The sequence below is a fragment of the Kluyvera sichuanensis genome (assembly GCF_040930405.1).
GTDB classification, from domain to species: domain Bacteria; phylum Pseudomonadota; class Gammaproteobacteria; order Enterobacterales; family Enterobacteriaceae; genus Kluyvera; species Kluyvera sichuanensis.
Window position 1 is genome coordinate 193,166 of record NZ_CP162271.1, and the last position, 22,187, is coordinate 215,352.

At 55.6% G+C, this 22,187-nt stretch carries 19 protein-coding genes and 1 pseudogene; 6 read left to right on the forward strand and 14 right to left on the reverse strand.

Annotated features, from left to right (window positions below; genetic code table 11):
* Window positions 1–19 precede the first annotated feature (19 nt).
* Genes AB2B48_RS00960 through cecR form a run of 4 tightly spaced genes read right to left on the reverse strand, consistent with a single transcriptional unit; the run spans window position 20 to window position 4,544 of the window.
* Window positions 20–1,153 carry an ABC transporter permease gene (locus AB2B48_RS00960; protein WP_185666700.1) on the reverse strand — a complete coding sequence of 378 codons (1,134 nt, stop codon included), beginning with the start codon at window positions 1,151–1,153 and terminating at the stop codon, window positions 20–22.
* On the reverse strand, window positions 1,143–2,882 hold the full coding sequence (locus AB2B48_RS00965; protein ID WP_368300559.1) for an ATP-binding cassette domain-containing protein: 1,740 nt from the start codon (window positions 2,880–2,882) through the stop codon (window positions 1,143–1,145). The genes AB2B48_RS00960 and AB2B48_RS00965 overlap by 11 nt, the downstream gene beginning before the upstream one ends.
* Window positions 2,875–3,870: a secretion protein HlyD gene (gene hlyD, locus AB2B48_RS00970; protein ID WP_368300560.1), complete on the reverse strand. Its 996-nt coding sequence runs from the start codon at window positions 3,868–3,870 to the stop codon at window positions 2,875–2,877. The genes AB2B48_RS00965 and hlyD overlap by 8 nt, the downstream gene beginning before the upstream one ends.
* On the reverse strand, window positions 3,867–4,544 hold the full coding sequence (gene cecR, locus AB2B48_RS00975) for a transcriptional regulator CecR (RefSeq protein WP_368300561.1): 678 nt from the start codon (window positions 4,542–4,544) through the stop codon (window positions 3,867–3,869). Before cecR ends, hlyD begins: the two co-directional genes overlap by 4 nt.
* 228 nt (window positions 4,545–4,772) lie before the next feature.
* Here cecR and rhlE point away from each other — a divergent pair, with 228 nt between their 5' ends.
* The 3 genes from rhlE to ybiB all read left to right on the forward strand — a co-directional run bounded on the left by rhlE (window position 4,773) and on the right by ybiB (window position 9,439).
* On the forward strand, window positions 4,773–6,158 hold the full coding sequence (rhlE, locus tag AB2B48_RS00980; RefSeq protein ID WP_333500144.1) for an ATP-dependent RNA helicase RhlE: 1,386 nt from the start codon (window positions 4,773–4,775) through the stop codon (window positions 6,156–6,158).
* A 96-nt stretch (window positions 6,159–6,254) separates the two neighbouring features.
* Window positions 6,255–8,408: an ATP-dependent DNA helicase DinG gene (gene dinG, locus AB2B48_RS00985; RefSeq protein ID WP_368300562.1), complete on the forward strand. Its 2,154-nt coding sequence runs from the start codon at window positions 6,255–6,257 to the stop codon at window positions 8,406–8,408.
* A 62-nt stretch (window positions 8,409–8,470) separates the two neighbouring features.
* Complete coding sequence (gene ybiB, locus AB2B48_RS00990) at window positions 8,471–9,439, forward strand: DNA-binding protein YbiB (protein WP_368300563.1); 969 nt, start codon at window positions 8,471–8,473, stop codon at window positions 9,437–9,439.
* Window positions 9,440–9,653: 214 nt separating this feature from the next.
* On the opposite strand, the gene ybiJ is transcribed toward ybiB, so the two are convergent.
* The 3 genes from ybiJ to AB2B48_RS01005 form a co-directional block, all read right to left on the reverse strand.
* Window positions 9,654–9,914: a DUF1471 family protein YbiJ gene (gene ybiJ / locus AB2B48_RS00995; RefSeq protein WP_185666760.1), complete on the reverse strand. Its 261-nt coding sequence runs from the start codon at window positions 9,912–9,914 to the stop codon at window positions 9,654–9,656.
* Between the two features lie 464 nt (window positions 9,915–10,378).
* Entirely contained in the window at window positions 10,379–11,056 is a 678-nt protein-coding gene (ybiX, locus tag AB2B48_RS01000; RefSeq protein ID WP_220438376.1) for a PKHD-type hydroxylase YbiX, read from the reverse strand.
* A 47-nt stretch (window positions 11,057–11,103) separates the two neighbouring features.
* Window positions 11,104–13,386, reverse strand: a complete 2,283-nt coding sequence (locus AB2B48_RS01005) for a catecholate siderophore receptor Fiu (RefSeq protein WP_368300564.1) — start codon at window positions 13,384–13,386, stop codon at window positions 11,104–11,106.
* Window positions 13,387–13,786: 400 nt separating this feature from the next.
* Between AB2B48_RS01005 and AB2B48_RS01010 the strand changes: the two are divergent.
* Window positions 13,787–14,175 (forward strand): annotated as a pseudogene (locus AB2B48_RS01010) (transposase); the annotation flags it as partial.
* A gap of 89 nt (window positions 14,176–14,264) precedes the next feature.
* Here AB2B48_RS01010 and AB2B48_RS01015 read toward each other — a convergent pair.
* Window positions 14,265–14,885: a flavin reductase family protein gene (locus AB2B48_RS01015; protein ID WP_368300565.1), complete on the reverse strand. Its 621-nt coding sequence runs from the start codon at window positions 14,883–14,885 to the stop codon at window positions 14,265–14,267.
* Window positions 14,886–14,981: 96 nt separating this feature from the next.
* On the opposite strand from AB2B48_RS01015, the gene rlmF reads away from it, so the two are divergent.
* Window positions 14,982–15,908 (forward strand): 23S rRNA (adenine(1618)-N(6))-methyltransferase RlmF, encoded by a 927-nt coding sequence (rlmF, locus tag AB2B48_RS01020; protein WP_333012090.1) that lies wholly within the window; start codon window positions 14,982–14,984, stop codon window positions 15,906–15,908.
* Between the two features lie 42 nt (window positions 15,909–15,950).
* Here the strand turns inward: rlmF and glnQ are convergent, their stop codons facing one another.
* The 5 genes from glnQ to rhtA all read right to left on the reverse strand — a co-directional run bounded on the left by glnQ (window position 15,951) and on the right by rhtA (window position 20,243).
* Window positions 15,951–16,673: a glutamine ABC transporter ATP-binding protein GlnQ gene (glnQ, locus tag AB2B48_RS01025; RefSeq protein WP_185666689.1), complete on the reverse strand. Its 723-nt coding sequence runs from the start codon at window positions 16,671–16,673 to the stop codon at window positions 15,951–15,953.
* Window positions 16,670–17,329, reverse strand: coding sequence for a glutamine ABC transporter permease GlnP (gene glnP, locus AB2B48_RS01030; RefSeq protein WP_185666688.1), 660 nt, complete (start codon window positions 17,327–17,329; stop codon window positions 16,670–16,672). Before glnP ends, glnQ begins: the two co-directional genes overlap by 4 nt.
* A 120-nt stretch (window positions 17,330–17,449) precedes the next feature.
* Window positions 17,450–18,196 (reverse strand): glutamine ABC transporter substrate-binding protein GlnH, encoded by a 747-nt coding sequence (gene glnH, locus AB2B48_RS01035; protein WP_185666687.1) that lies wholly within the window; start codon window positions 18,194–18,196, stop codon window positions 17,450–17,452.
* A 363-nt stretch (window positions 18,197–18,559) separates the two neighbouring features.
* Window positions 18,560–19,063, reverse strand: coding sequence for a DNA starvation/stationary phase protection protein Dps (gene dps, locus AB2B48_RS01040; RefSeq protein WP_123651747.1), 504 nt, complete (start codon window positions 19,061–19,063; stop codon window positions 18,560–18,562).
* A 292-nt stretch (window positions 19,064–19,355) separates the two neighbouring features.
* The gene (gene rhtA, locus AB2B48_RS01045) at window positions 19,356–20,243 is read right to left on the reverse strand and encodes a threonine/homoserine exporter RhtA (RefSeq protein ID WP_185666686.1); all 888 of its coding nucleotides are present in this window, start codon (window positions 20,241–20,243) and stop codon (window positions 19,356–19,358) included.
* A gap of 353 nt (window positions 20,244–20,596) precedes the next feature.
* Here rhtA and ompX point away from each other — a divergent pair, with 353 nt between their 5' ends.
* On the forward strand, window positions 20,597–21,106 hold the full coding sequence (gene ompX / locus AB2B48_RS01050; RefSeq protein ID WP_368300566.1) for an outer membrane protein OmpX: 510 nt from the start codon (window positions 20,597–20,599) through the stop codon (window positions 21,104–21,106).
* Window positions 21,107–21,170: 64 nt separating this feature from the next.
* On the opposite strand, the gene AB2B48_RS01055 is transcribed toward ompX, so the two are convergent.
* Window positions 21,171–22,124: a nickel/cobalt transporter gene (locus tag AB2B48_RS01055; protein ID WP_368301890.1), complete on the reverse strand. Its 954-nt coding sequence runs from the start codon at window positions 22,122–22,124 to the stop codon at window positions 21,171–21,173.
* Between the last annotated feature and the right edge of the window lie 63 nt (window positions 22,125–22,187).

Here is a 22,187-nt window from a genome sequence, read left to right on the forward strand (position 1 = left end):
TAGCGACCCCGGGAAAGCATCAATCCAACCGACGTTTGGTTTTCATCCACGTCAGACCAATAAACATCACCGCCGAGGCAATCAAAAACAGCGTGTTGACCATCAGCACCACCGGAATATTCCCCGCCAGAAACAGGCTTTGCAGGGTGCTGACGAAATAGCGCGCCGGAATGATATAGGTCACCACGCGAATAGCCGCTGGCATACTGTCTATCTGGAAAATAAACCCGGACAGCATAATCGACGGCAGAAACGCGGCGTTGAGCGCCACCTGCGCAGCGTTAAACTGGTTGCGGGTGATGGTCGAAATCAGCAGCCCCATTCCCAGCGTGCTGAGCAAAAACAGGCTGGTGATGAAAAACAGAATCACCAGCGAACCGCGATACGGCACGCCGAGCACAAACACCGATACCAGCATACAAAGCAGCATCGCCAGCATGCCGAGGAAGTAGTAGGGGATAAGCTTGCACAGCAGCAGCTCGACGCGGGTCACTTCGGTGGAGAGCAACGCCTCCATGGTGCCGCGTTCCCATTCGCGGGCGATCACCAGCGAGGTCAGAATCGCGCCGATGACCGTCATAATGATGGTTATCGCCCCTGGAATAATAAAGTGCTGGCTGATGGCCGCCGGGTTAAACCAGTAGCGGGTTTGCACGTCGATAAGCGGTTCGAAGCTTTGTCCGTTGTCCTCGGCGCGCTGTTTCTGCCACAACTGCCAGATCCCCTCGACGTAGCCCTGCACAAAGTTAGCGGTATTAGGCTCGCTGCCGTCGGTGATCACCTGAATCGGTGCATCGTCGCCGGGGCGGGCCATTTTCTTATCAAAATCGACCGGCACCACCACCAGGCCGCGAATGCGTCCGGCCTGCATCATCTCAATCAGCTGCTGGCGGTTGTCGCTGATGGTGGCGTCTATGTAGGGCGAGCCGGTGAGGGTATGGGTGAAGTCCAGCGCCTCTTTGCTCTGCTGTTCGAGCAGCACGCCAACCCGCAGCTTGCTGGAGTCGAGGTTAATGCCGTAGCCAAAAATAAACAGCAACATCAGCGGGATCACTACCGCAATCAGCCAACTGCTGGGATCGCGGACGATCTGCCGCGTCTCCTTCACGCACAGCGCACGCACGCGCCGCCACGATAGCCCTTTAGCGCTCATCGGCATGCTCCTTATCCCAGTCGTGGATGAGGGTGATAAACGCCTGCTCCATGGTGGGGTCAGGCTGTTGCTCATCCGCGGCTTTGGCTTTCAAATCGTCCGGCGTGCCGCTGGCAATCAGCTTGCCGCGATAGACCAGGCCAATACGGTCGCAGTACTCCGCTTCATCCATAAAGTGAGTGGTCACCATCACGGTGACTCCTTTTTCCACCATGCTATTGATATGCAGCCAGAATTCGCGGCGAGTGATGGGGTCAACGCCCGAGGTGGGTTCATCGAGGAACAGAATATCCGGCTCGTGCATTAGCGAGCAGGCCAGCGCCAGACGCTGCTTAAAGCCCAGTGGTAACGCGTCGGTGGTGTGGCGAGCGATTTCCTTCAGGCCAAACGCCTCGCTCATGCGCTCAATTTTGTCGTTCTGCACGCGACCGCGCAGGCCATATACACCGGAGAAGAAGCGCAGGTTCTGCTCTACGGTCAGGTTGCCGTAGAGGGAAAACTTCTGCGCCATATAGCCCAAATGCTGGCGAGCTTTGCCCGAACCGGTTTTCAGATCCATATCCAGCACTAACGCATTGCCGGAAGTTGGCACTAACAGGCCGCACATCATCTTGAAGGTGGTGGATTTTCCCGCGCCGTTTGGCCCGAGCAGGCCGAAAATCTCGCCGCGCTTGACGGCAAAATTCACGTGGTCGGTGGCGGCGAAATCACCAAATTTCTTGGTGAGCTGTCTGGCTTCGATCACCGTCTCATCCGCCGTGCCCTGAACGGTGTGCAGAATCGCCCCCAGCGGAGACTCTGAGGTGCCCGCACCGCCGAGCAGATCGATAAACGCATCTTCAAAGCGCGGCGTGGTTTCTTCAATCTCTAATTTCGGCATTCCCGGCGCGCGTTTGAGATCTTCGGCGGTTGCCGATTTCTTCAGGATAACCCTTACCGAGCGCCCTTGAATCATGCCGTCGCTGACCATCTCCTGCTTCAGCGCGTGCTGTAGCAGCCGGCGGTTATTCTCCACCGGGCTATGCATTAAAAAGCTGCGCCCGGCCATGGTACGGGTGAGGGCGGTGGGTTCGCCCTGATAGAGCAGCTCGCCTTCGTTCATCAGCAGCACGTCCTGGCACTGCTCGGCTTCATCGAGATAGGAGGTGCTCCAGAGGATCAGCATCCCATCGCCTGCCAGTTCATGTACCATCTGCCACAGCTCGCGGCGGGAGATCGGGTCAACACCAACGCCGGGCTCATCGAGCAGCAGCACCTTCGGTTCGCCAACCAGCGTACAGGCGAGCCCCAGTTTCTGTTTCATACCGCCGGAGAGCTTACCGGCCAGACGCGAGGTGAACGGGCCGAGCGCGGTAAACTCCAGCAGGCGAGCGAAGGTTTTCTCACGCGCTTCGCCGGTGACGCTGCGCAAGTCGGCGTAGAGGTTGAGGTTCTCCATCACCGTGAGGTCTTCGTAAAGACCGAACTTCTGCGGCATATAGCCCATCACTGAGTGCAGGGCGCTATCGTCACGAATCGGGTCGAGCCCCAGCACCACGGCGCTGCCGTCGTCAGGCTTCAATAACCCCGCCAGCATGCGCATCAGCGTGGTTTTCCCCGCACCGTCCGGGCCGACCAGCCCGGTGACGTAGCCAGCGTTAATCGTGCAGTCCAGCTTCGCCACCGCCGGTTTATTCATGCCAGCGAACTGTTTAACCAGCCCGTGCAGCTGAATCTGCTGGTCACTCATGGCGCGACCCATCGCTAAAGCGCAGGGTGACCGGCATCCCCTGACGCAGGCTATCGTCGGCATCGGTCACGATAATGCGCAGACGATAGACAAGGTCGGTACGCAGGTCCGGCGTTTCAACGGTTTTTGGGGTGAATTCTGCGGTAGGCGAAACAAAGCCAATTTTGCCGTGATACGGCTTATCCGGGCGACCGTCGGTATAGAGCAAGATCTCGCGACCCGGCTGCGCCTGGCTGAGATTTTTTTCATCGACGTAGGCGCGAACCCAGACCGGGCGGGTCAGGGAGAGCGTCAGCACCGTGCTGCCTGCGCTGAGCATGCTGCCGGGTTCCACGGCGCGGGTGAGCAGCGTACCGTCAGAAGGGGCGGTGAGCACGGTGTCCTGTAAGTCCAGCGTGGATTGCGCCAGCTGCGCCTGCGCCTGTTCCAGATTGGCTTTGGCCTGGGCGATTTCCTGCGGACGGTTACCGGCGCGGTACTGGCTCAGTTTATCCTGCGCGGATTTCAGCGTCGCCAGCGCCTGGTCACGTGAGGATTTCGCGTTTTCCAGATCGTTTGCCGATAACAGCCGTTTGCTCCACAGCCCCTGCTGGCGCTGCAAGAAGCTCTGCGCATAGTCATAGGCGGCCTGCGCCTGTTTGACGGCCGCTGCCGCCTGCGCAATCTCTTCGGCCCGGTAGCCCGCCATCATCAGGTCGTACTGCGCCTGGGCGGTGGCGACGTTGGCTTTTGCCTGCATCAGCGCGTTTTCAAACGGTGCTTTATCCAATTCGCCCAGCGTCTGCCCCTGTTTGATGGCATCCCCCTCGTCAACCGATAGCGATTGCAGGCGGCCGCCGACGCGGAAGCTCATATTAACGGTGCGGATATCGACGTTCCCGTACAGGGTCAGGCCGTTATTTTGCCGACTCTGATACCACCATGTTCCGCCGCCAATCAGGGCGACGATGGCCACCACGACCAGAATAAGCGCTACCGGTTTTTTCATGACTTCAGGCTCCTTTGCGTCAGTCCTTGCAAAATCAAATCGATGTGGCAGGTCACCACCTGGAAAATCTGCTCGGCCTTGTCGGCATCAAACTGCGACCAGCCGGTACGCATCAGGATGGTTTCCCGTCCCAGGCGAAAGGCCAGCACTTCGCCGAGCAGCGCGTGGGTATGGAGGATCATCTGCGTACTGTTGGCGTCGCAGCCAGTATAGGCGGCAATCAGCCGGGTGAGGTGTGCGTGCAGCGGGGCGATGACCTGATCGTGGATCCGCTGGTAGGCGGCGGTCGGCGAAAGCTGCTCGCGGGAGATAAACTTGCTGAGGTTCAGGGTATCGTCCTGGGTCAGCAGCAAAATCATGTTCTGGCAGGCGCGGAGGATCAGCGCGCGTATGGCGTCTCTGTCCGGCTCTGGCTGGGCAAAGAGCTGTTCTGCCGCTTCGGCATGCGGGCGGAAATTTTCGCCAATAAAGTCGGCAATCCACTGCGCGCAGGCCTGGTATAAATCTTCTTTTGAGCCAAAATAGTAGGTAATTGCCGCGATATTCTGCCCGGCCTGGGCGGCAATGTCTCGGGTGGTGGCATGGAGCCCGTACTCGCCAAACTGGGCGAGCCCCGCGGCTATCAGCTGGCTTTTGGCCTGCTCACCTTTGCTGGTTATTGGCGTTGTGCTCATGGTACCACCAAAATTAATCAAACGATTGATTAAGACTATGCTGCGTTTTTAAACTTGTCCAGTCTGGTGAATAATCTTGTTTTCTCCCCCGGAGGGGATAATTTATGCGGTGCATCACAAAAACTGCTACACTCCGCCCCTTCATGACATTGTGGTTTTTGTCATTCCCCCGTTTTTTATCCCCTCGAAAACTACACCGCGTGCGGTCGGGGTGGGTGTGGAGTATGTATGTCTTTTGATTCCCTCGGACTGAACCCCGATATTCTGCGTGCCGTTGCTGAGCAGGGCTACCAGGAACCCACTCCTATTCAGCAGCAGGCGATTCCTGCTGTACTGCAGGGCCGTGACCTGATGGCGAGCGCGCAGACCGGTACCGGTAAAACCGCAGGCTTTACGCTGCCACTGCTGCAGCTGCTGGTTTCTCGCGAGCCGCACGTTAAAGGCCGTCGCCCGGTGCGCGCGCTGATCCTCACGCCAACCCGTGAGCTGGCCGCCCAGATTGGCGAAAACGTCCGTGAATACAGCCGCTACCTGAACATCCGTTCGCTGGTGGTTTTCGGCGGGGTGAGCATTAACCCGCAGATGATGAAGCTGCGTGGCGGCGTTGACGTTCTGGTGGCAACGCCTGGCCGTCTGCTGGACCTCGAACATCAGAACGCGGTGAAGCTGGACCAGATTGAAATTCTGGTGCTGGACGAAGCGGACCGCATGCTGGATATGGGCTTTATCCACGATATCCGTCGTGTGCTGACTAAGCTGCCAGCCAAACGCCAGAACCTGCTGTTCTCCGCGACCTTCTCTGACGACATCAAATCATTGGCTGAAAAGCTGCTGACCAACCCGCTGGAAATCGAAGTGGCGCGTCGCAACACCGCTTCCGAGCAGGTGACGCAGCATGTGCATATGGTCGATAAAAAACGTAAGCGCGAGCTGTTGTCGCAGATGATTGGCCAGGGTAACTGGCAGCAGGTGCTGGTCTTCACCCGTACCAAACACGGCGCGAACCATCTGGCGGAGCAGTTGAACAAAGACGGCATCCGCAGTGCGGCAATCCACGGCAACAAATCGCAGGGTGCGCGTACACGTGCGCTGGCAGATTTTAAATCCGGTGATATTCGCGTGCTGGTGGCAACCGACATCGCGGCGCGTGGCCTGGATATCGAAGAACTGCCGCACGTGGTGAACTACGAGCTGCCGAACGTGCCGGAAGATTATGTGCACCGTATTGGCCGTACCGGCCGTGCGGCGGCGACAGGTGAAGCGCTGTCTCTGGTGTGTGTTGATGAACTCAAACTGCTGCGTGACATCGAACGCCTGCTGAAGAAAGAGATCCCACGTATCGCTCTCGACGGCTATGACGTCGATCCGTCAATCAAAGCCGAGCCGATTCAGAACGGTCGCCAGCAGCGTGGTGGCGGTAACGGTGGCAACGGCGGTGGCCGTGGCCGCGGTCAGAGCCAGGGTCAAGGCCAGGGTGCGGGTCGCAGCCAGCAGCAGCCGCGTCGTAACGATGGCGGTGCGCCGAAAGCCAAACCGCGCAGTGCGGAAGGCAAGCCGGCAGGCGACAAGCCACGTCCACCGCGCCGCCCGCGTAAACCTGCAGCAGCGCAGTAAATTGCGAGCCCGGCCGAAAGCCGGGCTTTCTTTTTTGCGGCGGCGTACAGAAAATGCCACAATAGTGGCTGTTTATACAGTATCTCAGGTTTTCTCATGGCTTTGACCGCTGCGCTAAAAGCGCAAATCGCCGCCTGGTACAAGGCGCTCCAGGAACAGATCCCCGACTTTATTCCCCGCGCGCCGCAGCGGCAGATGATTGCGGACGTCGCCAAAACGCTGGCGGGAGAAGAGGGACGGCACCTGGCGATTGAAGCGCCGACCGGCGTCGGCAAAACGCTCTCGTATCTGATCCCCGGCATTGCCATTGCCCGCGAAGAGCAAAAAACGCTGGTGGTCAGTACCGCCAACGTCGCCTTGCAGGATCAAATCTACAGTAAAGACCTGCCGCTACTGCGCAAAATTATCCCCGACCTGCGCTTTACCGCGGCCTTTGGCCGTGGGCGCTACGTCTGCCCGCGTAATCTGGCGGCGCTGGCCAGCACCGAGCCGAACCAGCAGGACCTGCTGGCGTTCCTCGACGACGAACTCACACCAAACAATCAGGAAGAGCAGAAGCGCTGCGCAAAGCTGAAGGGTGACCTCGACGGCTACAAGTGGGACGGCCTGCGCGATCACACCGATATCGCCATTGACGACGATCTCTGGCGTCGCCTGAGCACCGACAAAGCCAGCTGCCTGAACCGTAACTGCCACTACTACCGCGAATGCCCGTTCTTCGTCGCTCGCCGCGAAATTCAGGAGGCGGAAGTGGTGGTTGCCAACCATGCGCTGGTGATGGCCGCGATGGAGAGCGAAGCGGTGCTGCCAGAGCCGAAAAACCTGCTGCTGGTGCTGGATGAAGGCCACCATTTGCCTGACGTCGCCCGTGACGCGCTGGAGATGAGCGCGGAGATTACCGCGCCGTGGTATCGGCTGCAGCTCGATCTCTTCAGCAAGCTGGTGGCGACCTGCATGGAACAGTTCCGCCCGAAAACCACGCCGCCGCTGGCGCTGCCGGAACGGCTGAACGGCCACTGCGAAGAGCTGTACGAACTGATTGCCTCGCTCAACACTATTCTGAATCTCTATCTGCCGGTCACTCAGGAGGCTGAACACCGTTTCCCGATGGGGGAACTGCCCGACGAGGTGATGGAGATTTGCCAGCGTCTGGCCAAGCTTACCGAGATGCTGCGCGGGCTTGCCGAGCTGTTCTTAAACGATCTGAGTGAAAAAACCGGCAGCCACGACATCGTGCGGCTGCACCGCATTATTTTGCAGATGAACCGCGCTCTGGGCATGTTTGAGTCCCAAAGCAAGCTGTGGCGGCTGGCTTCGCTCTCTCAAGCGTCGGGCGCGCCGGTCACCAAGTGGGCGACACGTGATGCGCGCGATGGGCAGATGCACGTCTGGTTCCACTGCGTGGGCATTCGCGTGAGCGATCAGCTAGAACGTCTGCTGTGGCGCAGCGTGCCGCATATTATCGTCACTTCGGCAACCTTGCGTTCACTGAACAGTTTCTCCCGTCTGCAGGAGATGAGCGGCCTGAAGGAGAAGGCGGGCGATCGCTTTGTCGCGCTGGATTCACCGTTCAACCACGTCGAGCAGGGCAAAATCGTTATTCCGCAGATGCAGTATGAGCCGCTTATCGATAACGAAGAGCAGCATATTGCTGAAATGGCGGCCTACTTCCGCGAGCAGGTTGAGAGTAAAAAACATCACGGCATGCTGGTGCTGTTTGCTAGCGGGCGCGCGATGCAGCGTTTCCTCGAGTACGTCACCGACCTGCGGCTGATGCTGCTGGTGCAAGGCGATCAGCCGCGCTATCGGCTGGTGGAACTGCACCGTAAGCGGGTGGAGAACGGCGAGCGCAGCGTACTGGTTGGCCTGCAATCTTTTGCCGAGGGGCTGGATCTGAAAGGTGACCTGCTCACCCAGGTGCATATCCACAAAATTGCCTTCCCGCCGATCGATAGCCCGGTGGTGATCACCGAAGGGGAGTGGCTGAAAAGCCTCAACCGCTATCCTTTTGAGGTGCAGAGCCTGCCCAGCGCATCGTTTAACCTGATTCAGCAGGTTGGGCGCCTTATCCGTAGCCATGGCTGCTGGGGCGAAGTGGTTATCTACGATAAGCGGTTGTTGACCAAAAACTACGGTAAGCGTTTACTGAATGCGTTACCGGTTTTCCCGATTGAACGCCCGGAAGTGCCGGAAGTGAAGCAAAAAGCCCCCACGGCGAAACCCAAATCGCCGCGTCGTAAAAAACGGTAGCCCGGTCGAGCGTTGTGCCGTCGGGACGAAGCCGCTGAATGAGCATGTAAAAGGAGCAGCACATGGATTATCGCAAAATCATCAAAGAGATCGGGCGCGGTAAAAATCACGCTCGTGACCTGGACCAGGAGACCGCGCGCGGCCTGTATAGCCATATGCTGGATGGCGACGTGCCGGACCTGGAAATGGGTGCGATTTTGCTCTCCATGCGTATTAAGGGCGAAGGTGAAGCGGAGATGCTTGGCTTCTACGACGCGATGCAGCAAAAGACGCTGCGCTTAACGCCGCCGGCAGGCAGGCCAATGCCTGTCGTCATTCCGAGTTATAACGGTGCGCGTAAACAGGCCAACCTGACGCCGCTGCTGGCGATGCTGTTGCACAAGCTGGGCTTCCCGGTGGTGGTGCACGGCGTGAGCGAAGACCCAACCCGGGTCATTACAGAAACCATTTTTGCCCTGATGGGCATTGAGCCTACCCGTCACGCCGGTCAGGCGCAGGCAAAGCTCGAAGGCCATCAGCCGGTCTATATTCCGGTTGGCGCGCTGTGTCCGCCGCTGGAACGACAGTTGAATTTCCGCTGGCAGCTTGGCGTGCGCAACAGTGCCCATACGCTGGCAAAGCTTGCCACGCCGTTTGAAGAGAATGCCGCGCTGCGTCTGTCCAGCGTGTCGCATCCCGAATACGTGGGGAAGGTGGCGAAATTCTTTGCCGATATCGGTGGGCGTAGCCTGCTGATGCATGGTACGGAAGGTGAGGTGTACGCTAACCCGCAGCGTTGCCCGCAGATCACGCTGATCGATGCTGAGGGGGCGCGAGTGGTCAATGAACGTCAGAGCGAGCAGCCGGAGACGGAAGTGGTGCTGCCGTCGAGCAAGGATCCTGAAATCACCGCTCAGTGGATTGAGCGCTGTGTGGCGGGCGTTGAGCCGGTGCCGCATTCGCTGAAAATTCAGCTCGCGTGCTGCCTGCTGGCGACGGGTGAAGTGCAGAGTATTGAAGAGGGGCTGGCGCGAGTGGCGCAGTCGTATTAAGCCTTAGTGCCTCCCCGGGGTCGGCGTAAACGCCTCGCCCGGGCTACATTTTCCGTAGCCAGGGCGAACGAAGTGACCCCGGGAAATCACCATCCCCAAATTCCGCGCAAAAAAAAGCCCGGCGTGGCAGCCGGGCAAACAAGGGTATCAACAAGTTCAATGAGGGTTGGAGCACCCGTGAGAGGTCAGGCTCACGGGGTATTACATCGGTTGGTTATTTGTAGATAACCGCGGTGCCGCTAACTTTGTTGTTGGTGTTAGCGGAGGTGATGCTGTAACCGGATGCGCCAGCGTCAGCAGCTTTCTGAGCCAGTTTTGCTTCCAGACCATCCAGCGTGCTTGCACCGTTCGCAGATACCACACCAATTTCATTCATTTTTTGCGCTTGTTCCTGAGTGACCGGTTGTGCAGCGAAAGCACCGAAAGACAGGGTAGAAAGGGCAATAGCAGCAACAGCATATTTAATCGTTTTCATCATTAATCTCTCGCAGGTGATGTTGTTCGGATGACGTTGTTTCCGTCGATGTGAGAAGTATCACGTTTTTTTTCGACGGAATAAATCGAAGAGAATTGATGTCCATGCTCAAAAAAATTGAACAATTATTAATGTATTGATTATTAATAAAATATTCATGAAATGAATGTGTTTGCGGAGAGTCTAGCGGTAAGAGCGCGATCTAGCGCACAATTTGCCACTTTATTTGCCAAAAAGCGTGCTCGTAAAGATAACCGATTGCTCTGTATATTCAGGTATAGATTTGTCACCAGGGCTGGGTTAATCGCCTTTAATTAGCATTATATTCCAATAAATGAATTAGACGTAAACTTTTGTCATGAGTTTGTTTTTTGATGGAGCGGTTTACCGTTGATAGCCACTGATAGCCGTATCATCCGCTGATCCCGTTTATCTCCATCATAAAATTTGAGAAATATTTTGGGCTAAATTTCCGACCATTCCCGCAGCAGGTTATGGTAGAGATTAAGCAGCGAAAGCGCCTCGTCCGACTCACCGTAACGACGTTTTAAAGACTGAATATTGCCATCAAGCTCAAACAGCATGGCGCGACGTTTGTCATCGCGAATCATTGACTGAATCCACATAAAGGAGGCAATGCGGACGCCTGAGGTCACCGGCGTGACGCAGTGCAGGCTGCTGGAAGGGTAGAGCACCAAATCGCCCGCCGGAAGCTTCACCGCGTGCTGGCCGTAGGTATCGTTAATGGTCAGTTCGCCGCCCTCATAGCTCTCAGGAGCGGACAAAAACAGCGTGGCGGAGAGGTCGGTGCGCATCCAGCCGCTTTGCGGATGCTGGCGTACCGCGCCATCGACGTGAAAACCGTAGGTCTCCTGCTGCTGATAGCGGTTGAACAACGGGCTGGAGATCGTTTTGGGCAGCGCTGCGGCAAAGAACAGCGAGTGGCGATTCACCGCCTCCAGCACTTTCGCCTGCAGGCGGACGTAGCGTTCGCTGCGAGTGTCGACCTGCTGATTTTGCTTAACCTGCGCACCCTGCGCGCCGACGGTCGCTCGACCGTCTACCCACTCCGCCTGGTCCAACTCTTCAACAAGCAGGCGAACCTCGTCAGCGTTCAACACGCCAGGAATGCGGTACATCATGGGAATCTCTCCTTAAAAAAAGTGGGGCTTGCGCCCCACGATGATACTTAGAAGTGTACGTTAGCCGTTAACACGAAGGTTCTCGGCTCGCCCGGATGATAGCGATAGCCGCTCTTGTTAATCGAGGCAACATAGTTGGTATCAAACAGGTTGTAGGCGTTCAACTGCAGGTCGAGCGTGCTGTTTACGCGATAGCCAATCTTGGCATCGGCAACCCAGTAGCTGTCGGTGGAGTCTGGCGTGCCGATGGCACCGTCTTTGCCGCGATGCATGCTACCAATATAGCGTGCGCCCGCACCGACGGAAATGGCATCGGTTGCCTGATATTGGCTCCACAGGGTGAACGCATGCTCCGGCGTGTACGGCAGCGAAGATGAACCGTCCTGCGCGACATCGGCACCCTGCTGGACGGTTGCGCGCTGCTGCGTAAAGCCGCCAATGACCTGCCATTCTGGGGTGATGTTGCCAGCAACGGAGATCTCATAGCCTTCTACGCGCTTGGTGCCGTACTGCGAATAGGTGCCGTCGTCGTTGGCTTCAACATCATTTTCAATATCGGTGCGGAACAGGGCTGCCGACAGCAGCAGGCGTTTATCCAGTAACTCCCACTTGGTGCCCGCCTCGCTGGTTTTGGCTTTCTGCGGCTTAAAGTCGGTACGGTTGGCGTTGTTACCCGTGCCGCCAGCAGCCAGCGCGAAGTTGCTGCCGCCCGGAGGCTGCTGGGAGATGGCATAGTTGACGTAGACGTTGCCGTTCTGCGTCAGGTGATACAGCGCCCCCGCTTTCCAGTTGACCAGATTACCGGATTTGGTCGCATCGACGGTGGTAACCGGCGTATTTTTGGCAACGCCCGCTGGGCAAGCAACCGCGCCACGTCCCGTACCGCCACACAGTGAGGCGCTGTCATATTCGGTGTGATAGCTATCCAGGCGAATGCCGCCGTTCAGTTCGAAATCACGGGTAATTTGCAGCGTGTCGAAGGCGTAGACGCCAAAGGTATCGGTCTGGCCGTTAGCGTTAGCGCCGCTACGACTCAGGTTGCCGATGTTGACGTTACTGTTCGGGTTATACAGATTCACCGCCGGGGCGGTCATCGGATAGACGCCGTAGTTGGTCTGCTGCTCGTGGGTAAACTCAACGCCAGTGCTGATATCGTGGCCGATAGCGCCGGTGTAGAACTTCGAGGTCAGGTTGGTCTGGTTGGTCAGGATCTTGTTGCTCACGTCTTTGGTGTTGACGTTGCGCGTCCAGGTCCAGGTACCGACATCGTTAGGGTTCGGTTGAACGATGTTAGTTGGCCCACCCATCACCGCCGTCATCAGATAGTCCTGCTTAATTTGTGACCAGCGGGTGGTGTTGCGGAGGGTGGTGGTGTCGTTGAAATCATGTTCAAAACGCATCGTCACCGTATCGGTAGTGGAGTCGTCGTAGTCTGAGTTGGTACCGTAGAAGTTGTGCGTATCCACCTTGCCCGAGCTATTGAGCGCCGATGTCGCCGCATTTGGCGCGGAGTAGCCCGGCAGACCCACGGTTGGTACACCACCATCCGGCGTGTTGTGCTGGGTGACGTGCAGATAGTTCAGGTACAGACGGTTTTGCGTCCCGAGACCAAAGGCGATGGAAGGGGCAACGCCGTAGCGCTCGTTTTTCACGTTATCACGCCCGGCGTCGTGGGTTTTTTCCCCCATCAGGTTTAAGCGCACGGCGGTAGTGTCGCCGATGGCTTCGTTCAGATCCAGCGTGCCGCGGCGATACCACGCGCTGCCTACGCTTGCTGAAGCATCGATACCAGAGTCCAGGCGCGGTTGCTTGCTGATCATGTTGATCGAGCCCGTCGGCGCGCTGCGGCCATAGTCTGAACCAGACGGGCCTTTAATCACTTCTACCTGTTCGGTGTTGAAGGTGTCACGCGTCACGCTGCCGATATCACGAATGCCGTCGATGTAGATACTGTTCGACGTATCTGCACCGCGCATATAGATGGTATCGCCAGTCGATGAACTGCCGTTTTCACCCGCAAAGAATGCGCCCACACCTGGCACGTTTTTCAGCGCGTCGGTCAGGTTAGTTGCACCCTGATCTTTAAGGACCTGCTCGGAAATTACCGTCACAGTACGCGTGGTGTCGGCAATCGGGCGGCTGAATTTCGGGTCGGCTGATTTTGTCGGGGCATATAGCGACGGGGCTTGCGCTTCAACAACCAGCGTATCTCCCTGGCCTTTTTCTTTACTGTCCGCAGCCTGGGCAGCAGGCGTCAGGCCAATGCACAGTCCGGTAAAGAAGGTGAGCGAGCCAAAGCTGCTGAACGGGGTAGTGCGATTTTTATCCATATCAATGAGCGTCTTATAATTTTTAAAAGCGATGTTTAAGATGACAACCGGGCACACCATGTCCCCTTTGCCACTGCAGGTTGCTTAATGTTTTTTAAATGATGTTGATAATGATTGTGAGAAGCATTATCAAAACGCGTAACTTTTTATCACTCATTGAGCTAAAAATAAATACATTGCTTTACAGTTTCTTCATTTTTTATACATAAGGATTACACATTGAGGAGGCTCTCGGGAGACAGGTTCGTAGCCCGGACGAGGCGTTTACGCCGACTCGGAGCGGCTCGGCGTTAAAAATTGCGTGCCGTATTCCACAAGCAAAACTGATGAATTGCGCCATATCGCGTTGGGGATTACGTTGCTGCGAGCGTCTAACGCAAGGAGCAATGATAATGGTTCGCTACGACAAGCGGTTGCTGACGTTCAACGAGTGCAACCCTTCATCATCAACGCCTGGGTGGTGCTGCCTGAGCATATGCACTGCATCTGGACGCTACCGCCGGGTGATTCGGATTTTTCACAGCGCTGGCGGGCACTCAAACGGCATTTTACTCAAACGCTGAGAATGCGGAATATCTGGCAGCCTCGCTTTTGGGAGCACACTTTACGTGATGAAATAGACTACCGGCGGCACGTTGATTACTGCTATTTCAACCCGGTGAAGCATGGATGGGGGCATCCGTAAAAGAATGGCCGTATTCCTCGTTTCATCGGGACGTGCGGCGCGGACTGTATCCTGCTGATTGGGGTGGAAATGTTGGTGAGATGGATGTGGGAGAGAGGCGGTGACAATTTTCCCGAAGTCGCTGCGCTCGTCCGGGCTACATATCAAACGTAGCCCGGGCGAGGCGTTTACGGCGACCCCGGGGAGGTATTGCTCAGGCCTGACGGGCATCTGGGCGGATTAAGTCAAACCGATGACGCTCATCAATGGTGTAATAGGCCGACGGGCCACCGGCGCGGAGCACCGGCTGCGCTTTAGCGGTTTGGTAGATACCGTTTTCCAGCAGCGATTCGTCAATGTGAATGCCGACCACTTCGCCCAGCACCAGCCAGGTATCGACGGCGGTACCGTCCGCACCGGTGAGCTGAATGCACTGCGACAGGCGGCACTCGAAGTTAACCGGGCTTTCAGCCACGCGAGGCGCTTTCACCAACCGGCTATCGATGGCCGTGAGCCCGGCGCGGGCAAACTCATCCTCGCCGTGCGGCAGCGAAGCGGAGGTTTCGTTCATGGCGATGGCTAAATCGCGCGTGGTCAGATTCCAGACGAACGCTTTGGTTTCGACAATATTCTGCACGCTATCTTTCCAGCCGCTGCTGGCGAAACCGATGATCGGTGGGCGATAGTTAAAGCAGTTAAAAAAGCTGTAGGGCGCAAGATTGCGCCGCCCCTGCGGGTCGACGGAGGAAATCCAGCCGATAGGTCGTGGCCCGACGATGGCGTTGAGCGGGTCGTGAGGCAGCCCATGTCCGTGGGAAGGCTCATAAAAATACATAGCGCACCTGTTATTTAGAAGCAGGAATCCAGACTCCCTTATTTACCGCACCGTCGTCAACGGGTATCTTACGCCGCATTACGACAGGAGAAAGTCATGAGTACCCAAAAACCGGGTTTACACCCGCGTAACCGTCATCATAGTCGCTACGATCTCGAAGCGCTGTGCCAGGCCGTTCCCGCACTGCGCGATTTTATTACCCTCAGCCCGGCGGGCGAGCAGACTATCAACTTCGCTGACCCGCTGGCGGTGAAGACGCTGAACAAAGCGCTGCTGGCGCATTTCTATGCGGTCAAAGAGTGGGATATTCCAGAAGGTTTCCTCTGCCCACCGGTACCGGGACGCGCGGATTATATCCACCACCTGGGCGACCTGCTCAGCGATGAGAGCGGTAACGTAGTAAAAGGAGCCAACATTCTGGATATCGGCGTCGGCGCAAACTGTATCTATCCGCTGATTGGCGCGCATGAATACGGCTGGCGCTTCACCGGCAGTGAAACGCATGCTGAGGCGTTTACCAGCGCGCAGGCTATTCTGAGCGCGAACCCATCGCTGAACCGCATGATCCGTCTGCGTCGCCAGAAAGATACGACGGCGATGTTCAACGGCGTGATCCACAAAAATGAACAGTACGATGCTACCCTGTGCAACCCGCCGTTCCATGATTCGGCGGCTGCGGCACGCGCGGGAAGCGAGCGTAAGCGTCGTAATCTGGGTCAGGACCGTGACGATGCGCTGAACTTTGGCGGCCAGCAGCAGGAACTGTGGTGTGAAGGTGGGGAAGTGGCCTTTATCAAACAGATGATCGCGGAGAGCAAAGGTTTTGCTCGCCAGGTGATGTGGTTTACGTCGCTGGTATCCAAAGGCGAAAACCTGCCGCCGCTGTACCGCGCGTTGACCGATGTAGGTGCGGTGAAGGTCGTCAAAAAAGAGATGGCGCAGGGGCAGAAGCAGAGTCGCTTTATCGCCTGGTCGTTTATGGATGACGAACAGCGTCGTCGTTTCCTGGCACGCAAACGCTAAGAAAAAACGCCGTTTATCCCAAGGGAATAAACGGCGTTAGCATCAGGAGACGTGCTGCAGGAACTCTTGCAGACGCTGGCTTGGTGGGTTCTTCACCAGCTCCTGCGGGTTGCCATCCTCGGCAATCCGGCCTTTATCAATAAAGATCAGGCGAGATGCTACTTTCTCGGCAAAGCCGATTTCGTGGGTCACGATGACCATCGTCATACCTTCTTCCGCCAGATCCTGCATCACCTTCAGCACCTCATGGCGCAGTTCCGGGTCAAGCGCCGACGTAGGCTCATCAAACAGCATCATCTTCGGTTTCACCGCCAGCGCACGGGCAATGGCTACGCGCTGCTGCTGGCCGCCGGAAAGCTCAGAAGGGTAGTGATGAGCGCGCTCGGCAAGGCCGACCTTCGCCAGCAGATCTTTGGCCAGCGTCTCCGCAGCGGCCTTATTAAGACCACGCACGCGGGTTGGGCCAAACATCACGTTCTCCAGCGCCGTCAGGTGTGGGAACAGATAAAACTGCTGGAACACCATACCCGCTTCCTGGCGAATCAGGCGTTCGTCCACTTTCGGGTCGTTGACCTTCAGACCATCGACGATCAGGTCACCGCTGGTTATCTCTTCCAGCTTGTTGATGCAGCGCAGCAGCGTCGATTTACCGGAACCGGATGGCCCGATAATCACCACGACTTCACCCTGCTTGACGTTGAGATCGATGTTATGCAGCACCTGGGTTTGGCCAAAGTGCTTAGAGACGTTTTTAAATTCAATCACAGGATTTTCATCCTTCTTTCAAGAACGCGGAGCACGATGTTGAGTACCTGCGTGATAATGAGGTAGATAACGCCAACAGCGGTCCAGATTTCCAGTGCGCGGAAGTTCCCGGCGATAATTTCCTGACCGCTGCGGGTCAGCTCTGCGGCACCGATAACGATAAACAGCGAGGTATCTTTGATACTGATGATGAGCTGGTTGCCGAGTGCGGGCAGCATGCGGCGCAGGGCCAGCGGCATAATCACGTGACGAATGGTTTCGCGGCGGGAAAGACCAAGCGCGAGACCGGCTTCGCTGAAACCTTTATGGATCGACAGCACCGAGCCACGGGTGATTTCGGCAATGTAGGCGCCGGAGTTGATCATGATGGTGATCACCGCTGCGGTGAAGGTGTCGATGCGAATATCCGGGAAGGCCATCGGCAGGGCGAAGTAGATATACATCACCTGCACGACGATCGGCGTACCGCGGATCACTTCAATGAACACGAGGGCAATGTGGTTAGCAATCCAGCCGCCGTAGGTGCGGGCCAGGCCCGCCAGCAGACCGATAATAATACCGCCTGCCAGGCCAAGGATCGAAATCCACAGAGTCATTTTGGCGCCGTCCAACAAAATTGGAATGGCTGGCCAGATGACGCTCCAGTCAAACTGCATGATGTATTCCTGTATACCGTGGTGAAAATAAAAAATGAGTCAACGTGTGCTGACTAAAATTGTAGGCCCGGTAAGCGCAAGCGCCACCGGGCGTTACAGAACCTGATCAGTCAGGTGGGTTTATTTAGGTTCAGTACCGAACCATTTTTTGTAGATTTCGTTGTAGGTGCCGTTCTCGCGCAGCGTTTTCAGCGCGCCGTTAACTTTGGTGCGCAGCTCGTCGTTGCCTTTAGAGAACGCAATACCGTACTGCTGTGCTTCCAGAGACTCGCCTACCGCTTTGAACTGACCGTTACCGGCAGTTTTGATGAAGTAGAGAATGTTTGGCGTATCGTGCAGCACCGCGTCAGCGCGGTTGGTGCCTAATTCCATGTACGCGTTATCGATGTTCGGGAACTGACGCAGGTCTTTGGTTTTGATGTTGGCTTTCGCGTAATCAACAGAACCGGTACCGCTCTTCACGGCAACCACTTTGCCGTCGAGATCTTTCACGCTTTTAATGTCGTTGTTGTTGGCTTTCACCATCACCAGCAGGCCGCTTTTGTAGTAGCCATCGGAGAAGTCGACCGCTTTTTTACGTTCGTCGGTAATGGTAATGCCTGCCAGCGCCAGGTCGATATTTTTGGTCTGCAGCGCGGGGATAATGCCGCTAAAGTCCATTGGCTTCAGGGTGTAATCCAGCTTCAGTTCTTTCGCAATCGCGGCCCACAGATCGATATCAAAGCCGACGTACTTGTCGCCTTGTTTGAATTCAAACGGAACGAACGCCGTGTCCGTTGCCACAACCAGTTGCTTGTCTGCAGCATGAGAAGAAACTGCAAAAGCCAGGGTGAGTGCAGCCAGTGAAACTTTAAACATAGACTTCATAGCATTTCCTTTTATATCCACGGGGCGATCCCCTGCGAGAACAATCGGTATATGAAAAAATCGTGCCAACATTACAATTCATTGTTTATCAACAAATAATGCTTTTGGCTTTGCACAATTTCGGCAGGATAAATGTCCATATGCACCATAAAGGGGCACCAAAGTAGTGCGTGAAAAGGATGTTGTTAAGTATGGTGATTTTTAGCGCAAACGTAGGGGAGAAAACAATCTTTTATTAACGATTGTGTGAGGTGATTATTACAATTGATTTACTTTGGCGGGGTTTATAACCGTTGTTGTGCACTTTTTTGGTGCGAAAGCCTTCCCGCCGGGTGACGGGAAGGAGATCGGTTTTACTTAAGGTTATTCAATATTCGCTTCGATGAACCACAGGAATTTGTCGAGATCGCGAGACGCGGCGGTGAAAATGTCTGCGGTGTCTTCATCTTTTGCTTCGCTAATGGCTTTACGCACGTCGTTAGCCACGATGGCGTAGCGTTCGGCCAACGCTTTCAGGTGGTCCTGCACGCTGGTGATATCCAGCGGATAGCTTTTCAGCGGGGTCTGGGCATTGATAACCTGAGTGGTCCCGAGCGCAATACCGCCGAGCTGCACGGCACGTTCTGCCATGGTGTCCAGATGATCGGTCAGCGCAGTACGGAAGCCGTCGAGCATCTCATGAACGGCGATAAAGTTGGCGCCGCGCATGTTCCAGTGTGCCTGTTTGGTAATCAATGACAGATCGATAAACTGCAGAACCTGACGATTGAGTAACGCAACGGTCGCCTGTTTTTCGCTATCCGGAACGTCGTTACGCGTATAGAGCAGATGGGCATTTTTCGTTTTAACCAGTTTTGCAGTACTCATAATCATATATCCTCTTGATCTGATACACCTATAAAGTCGTGTGTATCTGCGTCCTCATGAATTAACGAAAACAAGTATAGCACCGTCACCGGAACGGTATTTTCTGATTCTGCCTATAGGTTTGATAGTAACGGCAATGGATTTAATATTCTTCATTTAAAACAGGTGGTTATAATTTTTATTGCGGAATGGTAATATTTTTAGGACTGTTTTATTGATATGAAATAAAAAATTATGCAATCGCATAGGGTTATTATGCATAGTGGCGTGCACTATGCATAATATAAAAAACTTAACTGACATCGACCTCTTTAATTTTACTTTCCTGCCGCATGGTTAGCGTTGAACCCATCGACGCAATAATAATGGCACCCATCGCCAGCGTCTGATTGAAGGTCAGCATCTCGCCGAGAAAAACCATCCCGGAGAGAGCGGCCAGCGCCGGTTCCATGCTCATCAACGTCCCGAAGGTTCGCGTCGGCAAACGGGTGAGGGCAATCATCTCCAGCGAGTAGGGTAGCGCTGTGGAGAGCACGGCAATGGCAAGCCCCAGCGGTAGTATCGACCAATGCCACAGCGCGTCCGTTGCCTGCAATGCTCCCAGCGGCACAAACACGATGGCCGCAATCAGCGAGCCCATGGCCACCGTTGCCGGGCCATGCTCTTCACCGGCACGTCGTCCGCTCAGAATATACACCGCCCAGCCCGCACCGGCACCCAGCGCCAGCAGTGCGCCGGTTAAATCAACGTGCGCCACATCCTGGCCCAGCGGCAGCAGGAACCATAGACCGGCGACTGCCAGAATCACCCAGATAAAGTCGATCGGGCGACGCGAGGAAAAAAGCGCCACCGCCAGCGGGCCGGTAAACTCCAGCGCCACCGCGATACCCAGCGGAATACGCTGCAACGATAAATAGAAGAGGTAGTTCATGGCGCCAAGCGAAAGGCCATAAAAGATCAGCGGCAGTCGCTGTTCTTTGGCAAAGCGCAGCCGCCAGGGCTTAAACACCACGACGAGGATTAGGGTGCCTAACGCCAGACGTAACGCGGTAACGCCAGGAGCACCGATCAGAGGAAACAATGATTTAGCCAGCGAAGCTCCGCTCTGGATAGAGACCATTGAGATAAGAATAACGAGTATGGGTAACCATGACGGTACCTTGCGGGGCGTGCCGGGCATCTTCTTCCTGTCAGCTTTTGTCAAAAGAGGTAAAACCGGCAGTGTAATTGAAATAGTCGGCTACGGTTGAGGGATTGTTGAAAAAAAAGTGTCATGGAAGGGGTAGAATTTCTTCAGTCGAGGACATTTTGGCCTGTCAAACCAGGAATAATCTGGAAAAATTAACCTGGATTTTACCGACGTAGAGATAAGACTTAAGGTAAAAATATGTGGTTAATGAAAGGGATAGCGATAGATGGAAACAAAGTGTTACATCATTGATGCCCTTAGACAGCGTTTGGCCGAAAGAGTTTCTTAACAATTTTTGATATATTTAAAACTTAGGATTTATTAGAAGCACATTTGAGGTGGTTATGAAAAAAATTGCATGTCTTTCAGCACTGGCCGCTGTACTGGCTATCTCCGCAGGTACTGCCGTAGCTGCAACTTCTACCGTTACTGGTGGTTACGCTCAGAGCGATATGCAGGGCGTTGCTAACAAAGCGGGCGGTTTCAACCTGAAATACCGCTACGAAGCAGACAACAGCCCACTGGGTGTGATTAGCTCCTTCACCTACACTGCAAAAAGTGACACCCAGGACGGCCAGTACAACAAAGGTCAGTACTACGGCATCACTGCTGGTCCTGCTTACCGCATCAACGACTGGGCTAGCGTCTACGGCGTAGTGGGTCTGGGCTATGGTAAATGGCAGGGTAACAACTTCCCTGAAACCAACAGCACCAGCGACTACGGTTTCTCCTACGGTGCTGGTCTGCAGTTCAACCCGATCGAGAACGTCGCTCTGGACGTATCCTACGAGCAGTCTCGCATTCGTAGCGTTGACGTAGGTACCTGGATCGTGGGTGCAGGTTACCGCTTCTAATCACTTCGGTGATGTAAAAAAGGGGTCTTGATGACCCCTTTTTTTATGTCCGTTTTTCAGCAGGCTAGCAGCCTGCCGCGATGTAATCCCCGTTAGCGCTGATAGGAATGACCGTTAAAAACAGCACGGTTGCAAAGAGAATCAGCATCACGCCTCCGGCCACTTTAATTGCCGGCATCACCCAACGCTGTCCCGCCGCGCCGCCAAAAAAGGCGACCGTCCGTTCGCGCGCATAGCGTACGGCAAGCGATAGCCCAAGAATAGACAGCGCCGTACCAAAGGCCATTGTCATCACTGCCGCAATCCCCCAACTGACAATACCGAGCGCATTGGCGAACATCAGAATCATAATCGCGCCGCTGCACGGCCGGGCGCCAATCGCCAGAATGACCCCCAGACGGGTTTTCCAGTCGCTTTGCGTCAGCGAGGCCCCCACGCCGTGGTGCCCGCAACCGCACTGTTCATCGTGCTGGTGCAATGGTTTGAGCGATGAGATGGTCATTTTGCGCGGGCGCAGGCTTTTCAGCGCCTGATAGATAACGAATAACCCAAACGCACCAATCATGATCGCGCTGATTTTCTCAACGTACCAGCGACTGGTGCTGAGATCGCCGGAGGCCAGGTTAAAGCCCACCGCCAGAATAAAGACAAACAGAATCGCGCTGATGCCCTGCATCAGGCTGCCGATAAAGGGCACCACGCGGGCGGCAACCAGGCTCTCACGGTTGGTGCTGAGATAGGTCGTGACGATAAATTTGCCGTGTCCTGGCCCAACCGCATGCAGCACGCCATAGAAGAACGCGCCGGTTAAAAGCCATAACCCACCGCTGTATTCGTGATTATTGAGCTGTAGCAAATACATCACCAGATAGCGGTGTAGGGTGATTTGCGTCGCCAGACACCACTGAATAAAGGCGTTCCAGTGGGTGTGCAGGCTGAATGCGGTAGCGAGGAAGAGCAGCAGCATCAGCCCGGCAGTAGGAATACGCCAGTCGCGCGTAAGACGTTGTGCGATCATCATCAGGCTCGCGGTGAGAGGAGTTGAGAACAGTATAGTAATGCAGAGTCTGACGGGTTTGCT

Excerpts from the sequence above, each read along its gene's own strand:
- AB2B48_RS00960 (WP_185666700.1), bottom strand. The coding sequence starts at position 1,153 with ATGAGCGCTAAAGGGCTATCGTGGCGGCGCGTGCGTGCGCTGTGCGTG.
- AB2B48_RS00965 (WP_368300559.1), bottom strand. The coding sequence starts at position 2,882 with ATGAGTGACCAGCAGATTCAGCTGCACGGGCTGGTTAAACAGTTCGCT.
- hlyD (WP_368300560.1), bottom strand. The coding sequence starts at position 3,870 with ATGAAAAAACCGGTAGCGCTTATTCTGGTCGTGGTGGCCATCGTCGCC.
- cecR (WP_368300561.1), bottom strand. The coding sequence starts at position 4,544 with ATGAGCACAACGCCAATAACCAGCAAAGGTGAGCAGGCCAAAAGCCAG.
- rhlE (WP_333500144.1), top strand. The coding sequence starts at position 4,773 with ATGTCTTTTGATTCCCTCGGACTGAACCCCGATATTCTGCGTGCCGTT.
- dinG (WP_368300562.1), top strand. The coding sequence starts at position 6,255 with ATGGCTTTGACCGCTGCGCTAAAAGCGCAAATCGCCGCCTGGTACAAG.
- ybiB (WP_368300563.1), top strand. The coding sequence starts at position 8,471 with ATGGATTATCGCAAAATCATCAAAGAGATCGGGCGCGGTAAAAATCAC.
- ybiJ (WP_185666760.1), bottom strand. The coding sequence starts at position 9,914 with ATGAAAACGATTAAATATGCTGTTGCTGCTATTGCCCTTTCTACCCTG.
- ybiX (WP_220438376.1), bottom strand. The coding sequence starts at position 11,056 with ATGATGTACCGCATTCCTGGCGTGTTGAACGCTGACGAGGTTCGCCTG.
- AB2B48_RS01005 (WP_368300564.1), bottom strand. The coding sequence starts at position 13,386 with ATGGATAAAAATCGCACTACCCCGTTCAGCAGCTTTGGCTCGCTCACC.
- AB2B48_RS01015 (WP_368300565.1), bottom strand. The coding sequence starts at position 14,885 with ATGTATTTTTATGAGCCTTCCCACGGACATGGGCTGCCTCACGACCCG.
- rlmF (WP_333012090.1), top strand. The coding sequence starts at position 14,982 with ATGAGTACCCAAAAACCGGGTTTACACCCGCGTAACCGTCATCATAGT.
- glnP (WP_185666688.1), bottom strand. The coding sequence starts at position 17,329 with ATGCAGTTTGACTGGAGCGTCATCTGGCCAGCCATTCCAATTTTGTTG.
- glnH (WP_185666687.1), bottom strand. The coding sequence starts at position 18,196 with ATGAAGTCTATGTTTAAAGTTTCACTGGCTGCACTCACCCTGGCTTTT.
- dps (WP_123651747.1), bottom strand. The coding sequence starts at position 19,063 with ATGAGTACTGCAAAACTGGTTAAAACGAAAAATGCCCATCTGCTCTAT.
- rhtA (WP_185666686.1), bottom strand. The coding sequence starts at position 20,243 with ATGCCCGGCACGCCCCGCAAGGTACCGTCATGGTTACCCATACTCGTT.
- ompX (WP_368300566.1), top strand. The coding sequence starts at position 20,597 with ATGAAAAAAATTGCATGTCTTTCAGCACTGGCCGCTGTACTGGCTATC.
- AB2B48_RS01055 (WP_368301890.1), bottom strand. The coding sequence starts at position 22,124 with ATGATCGCACAACGTCTTACGCGCGACTGGCGTATTCCTACTGCCGGG.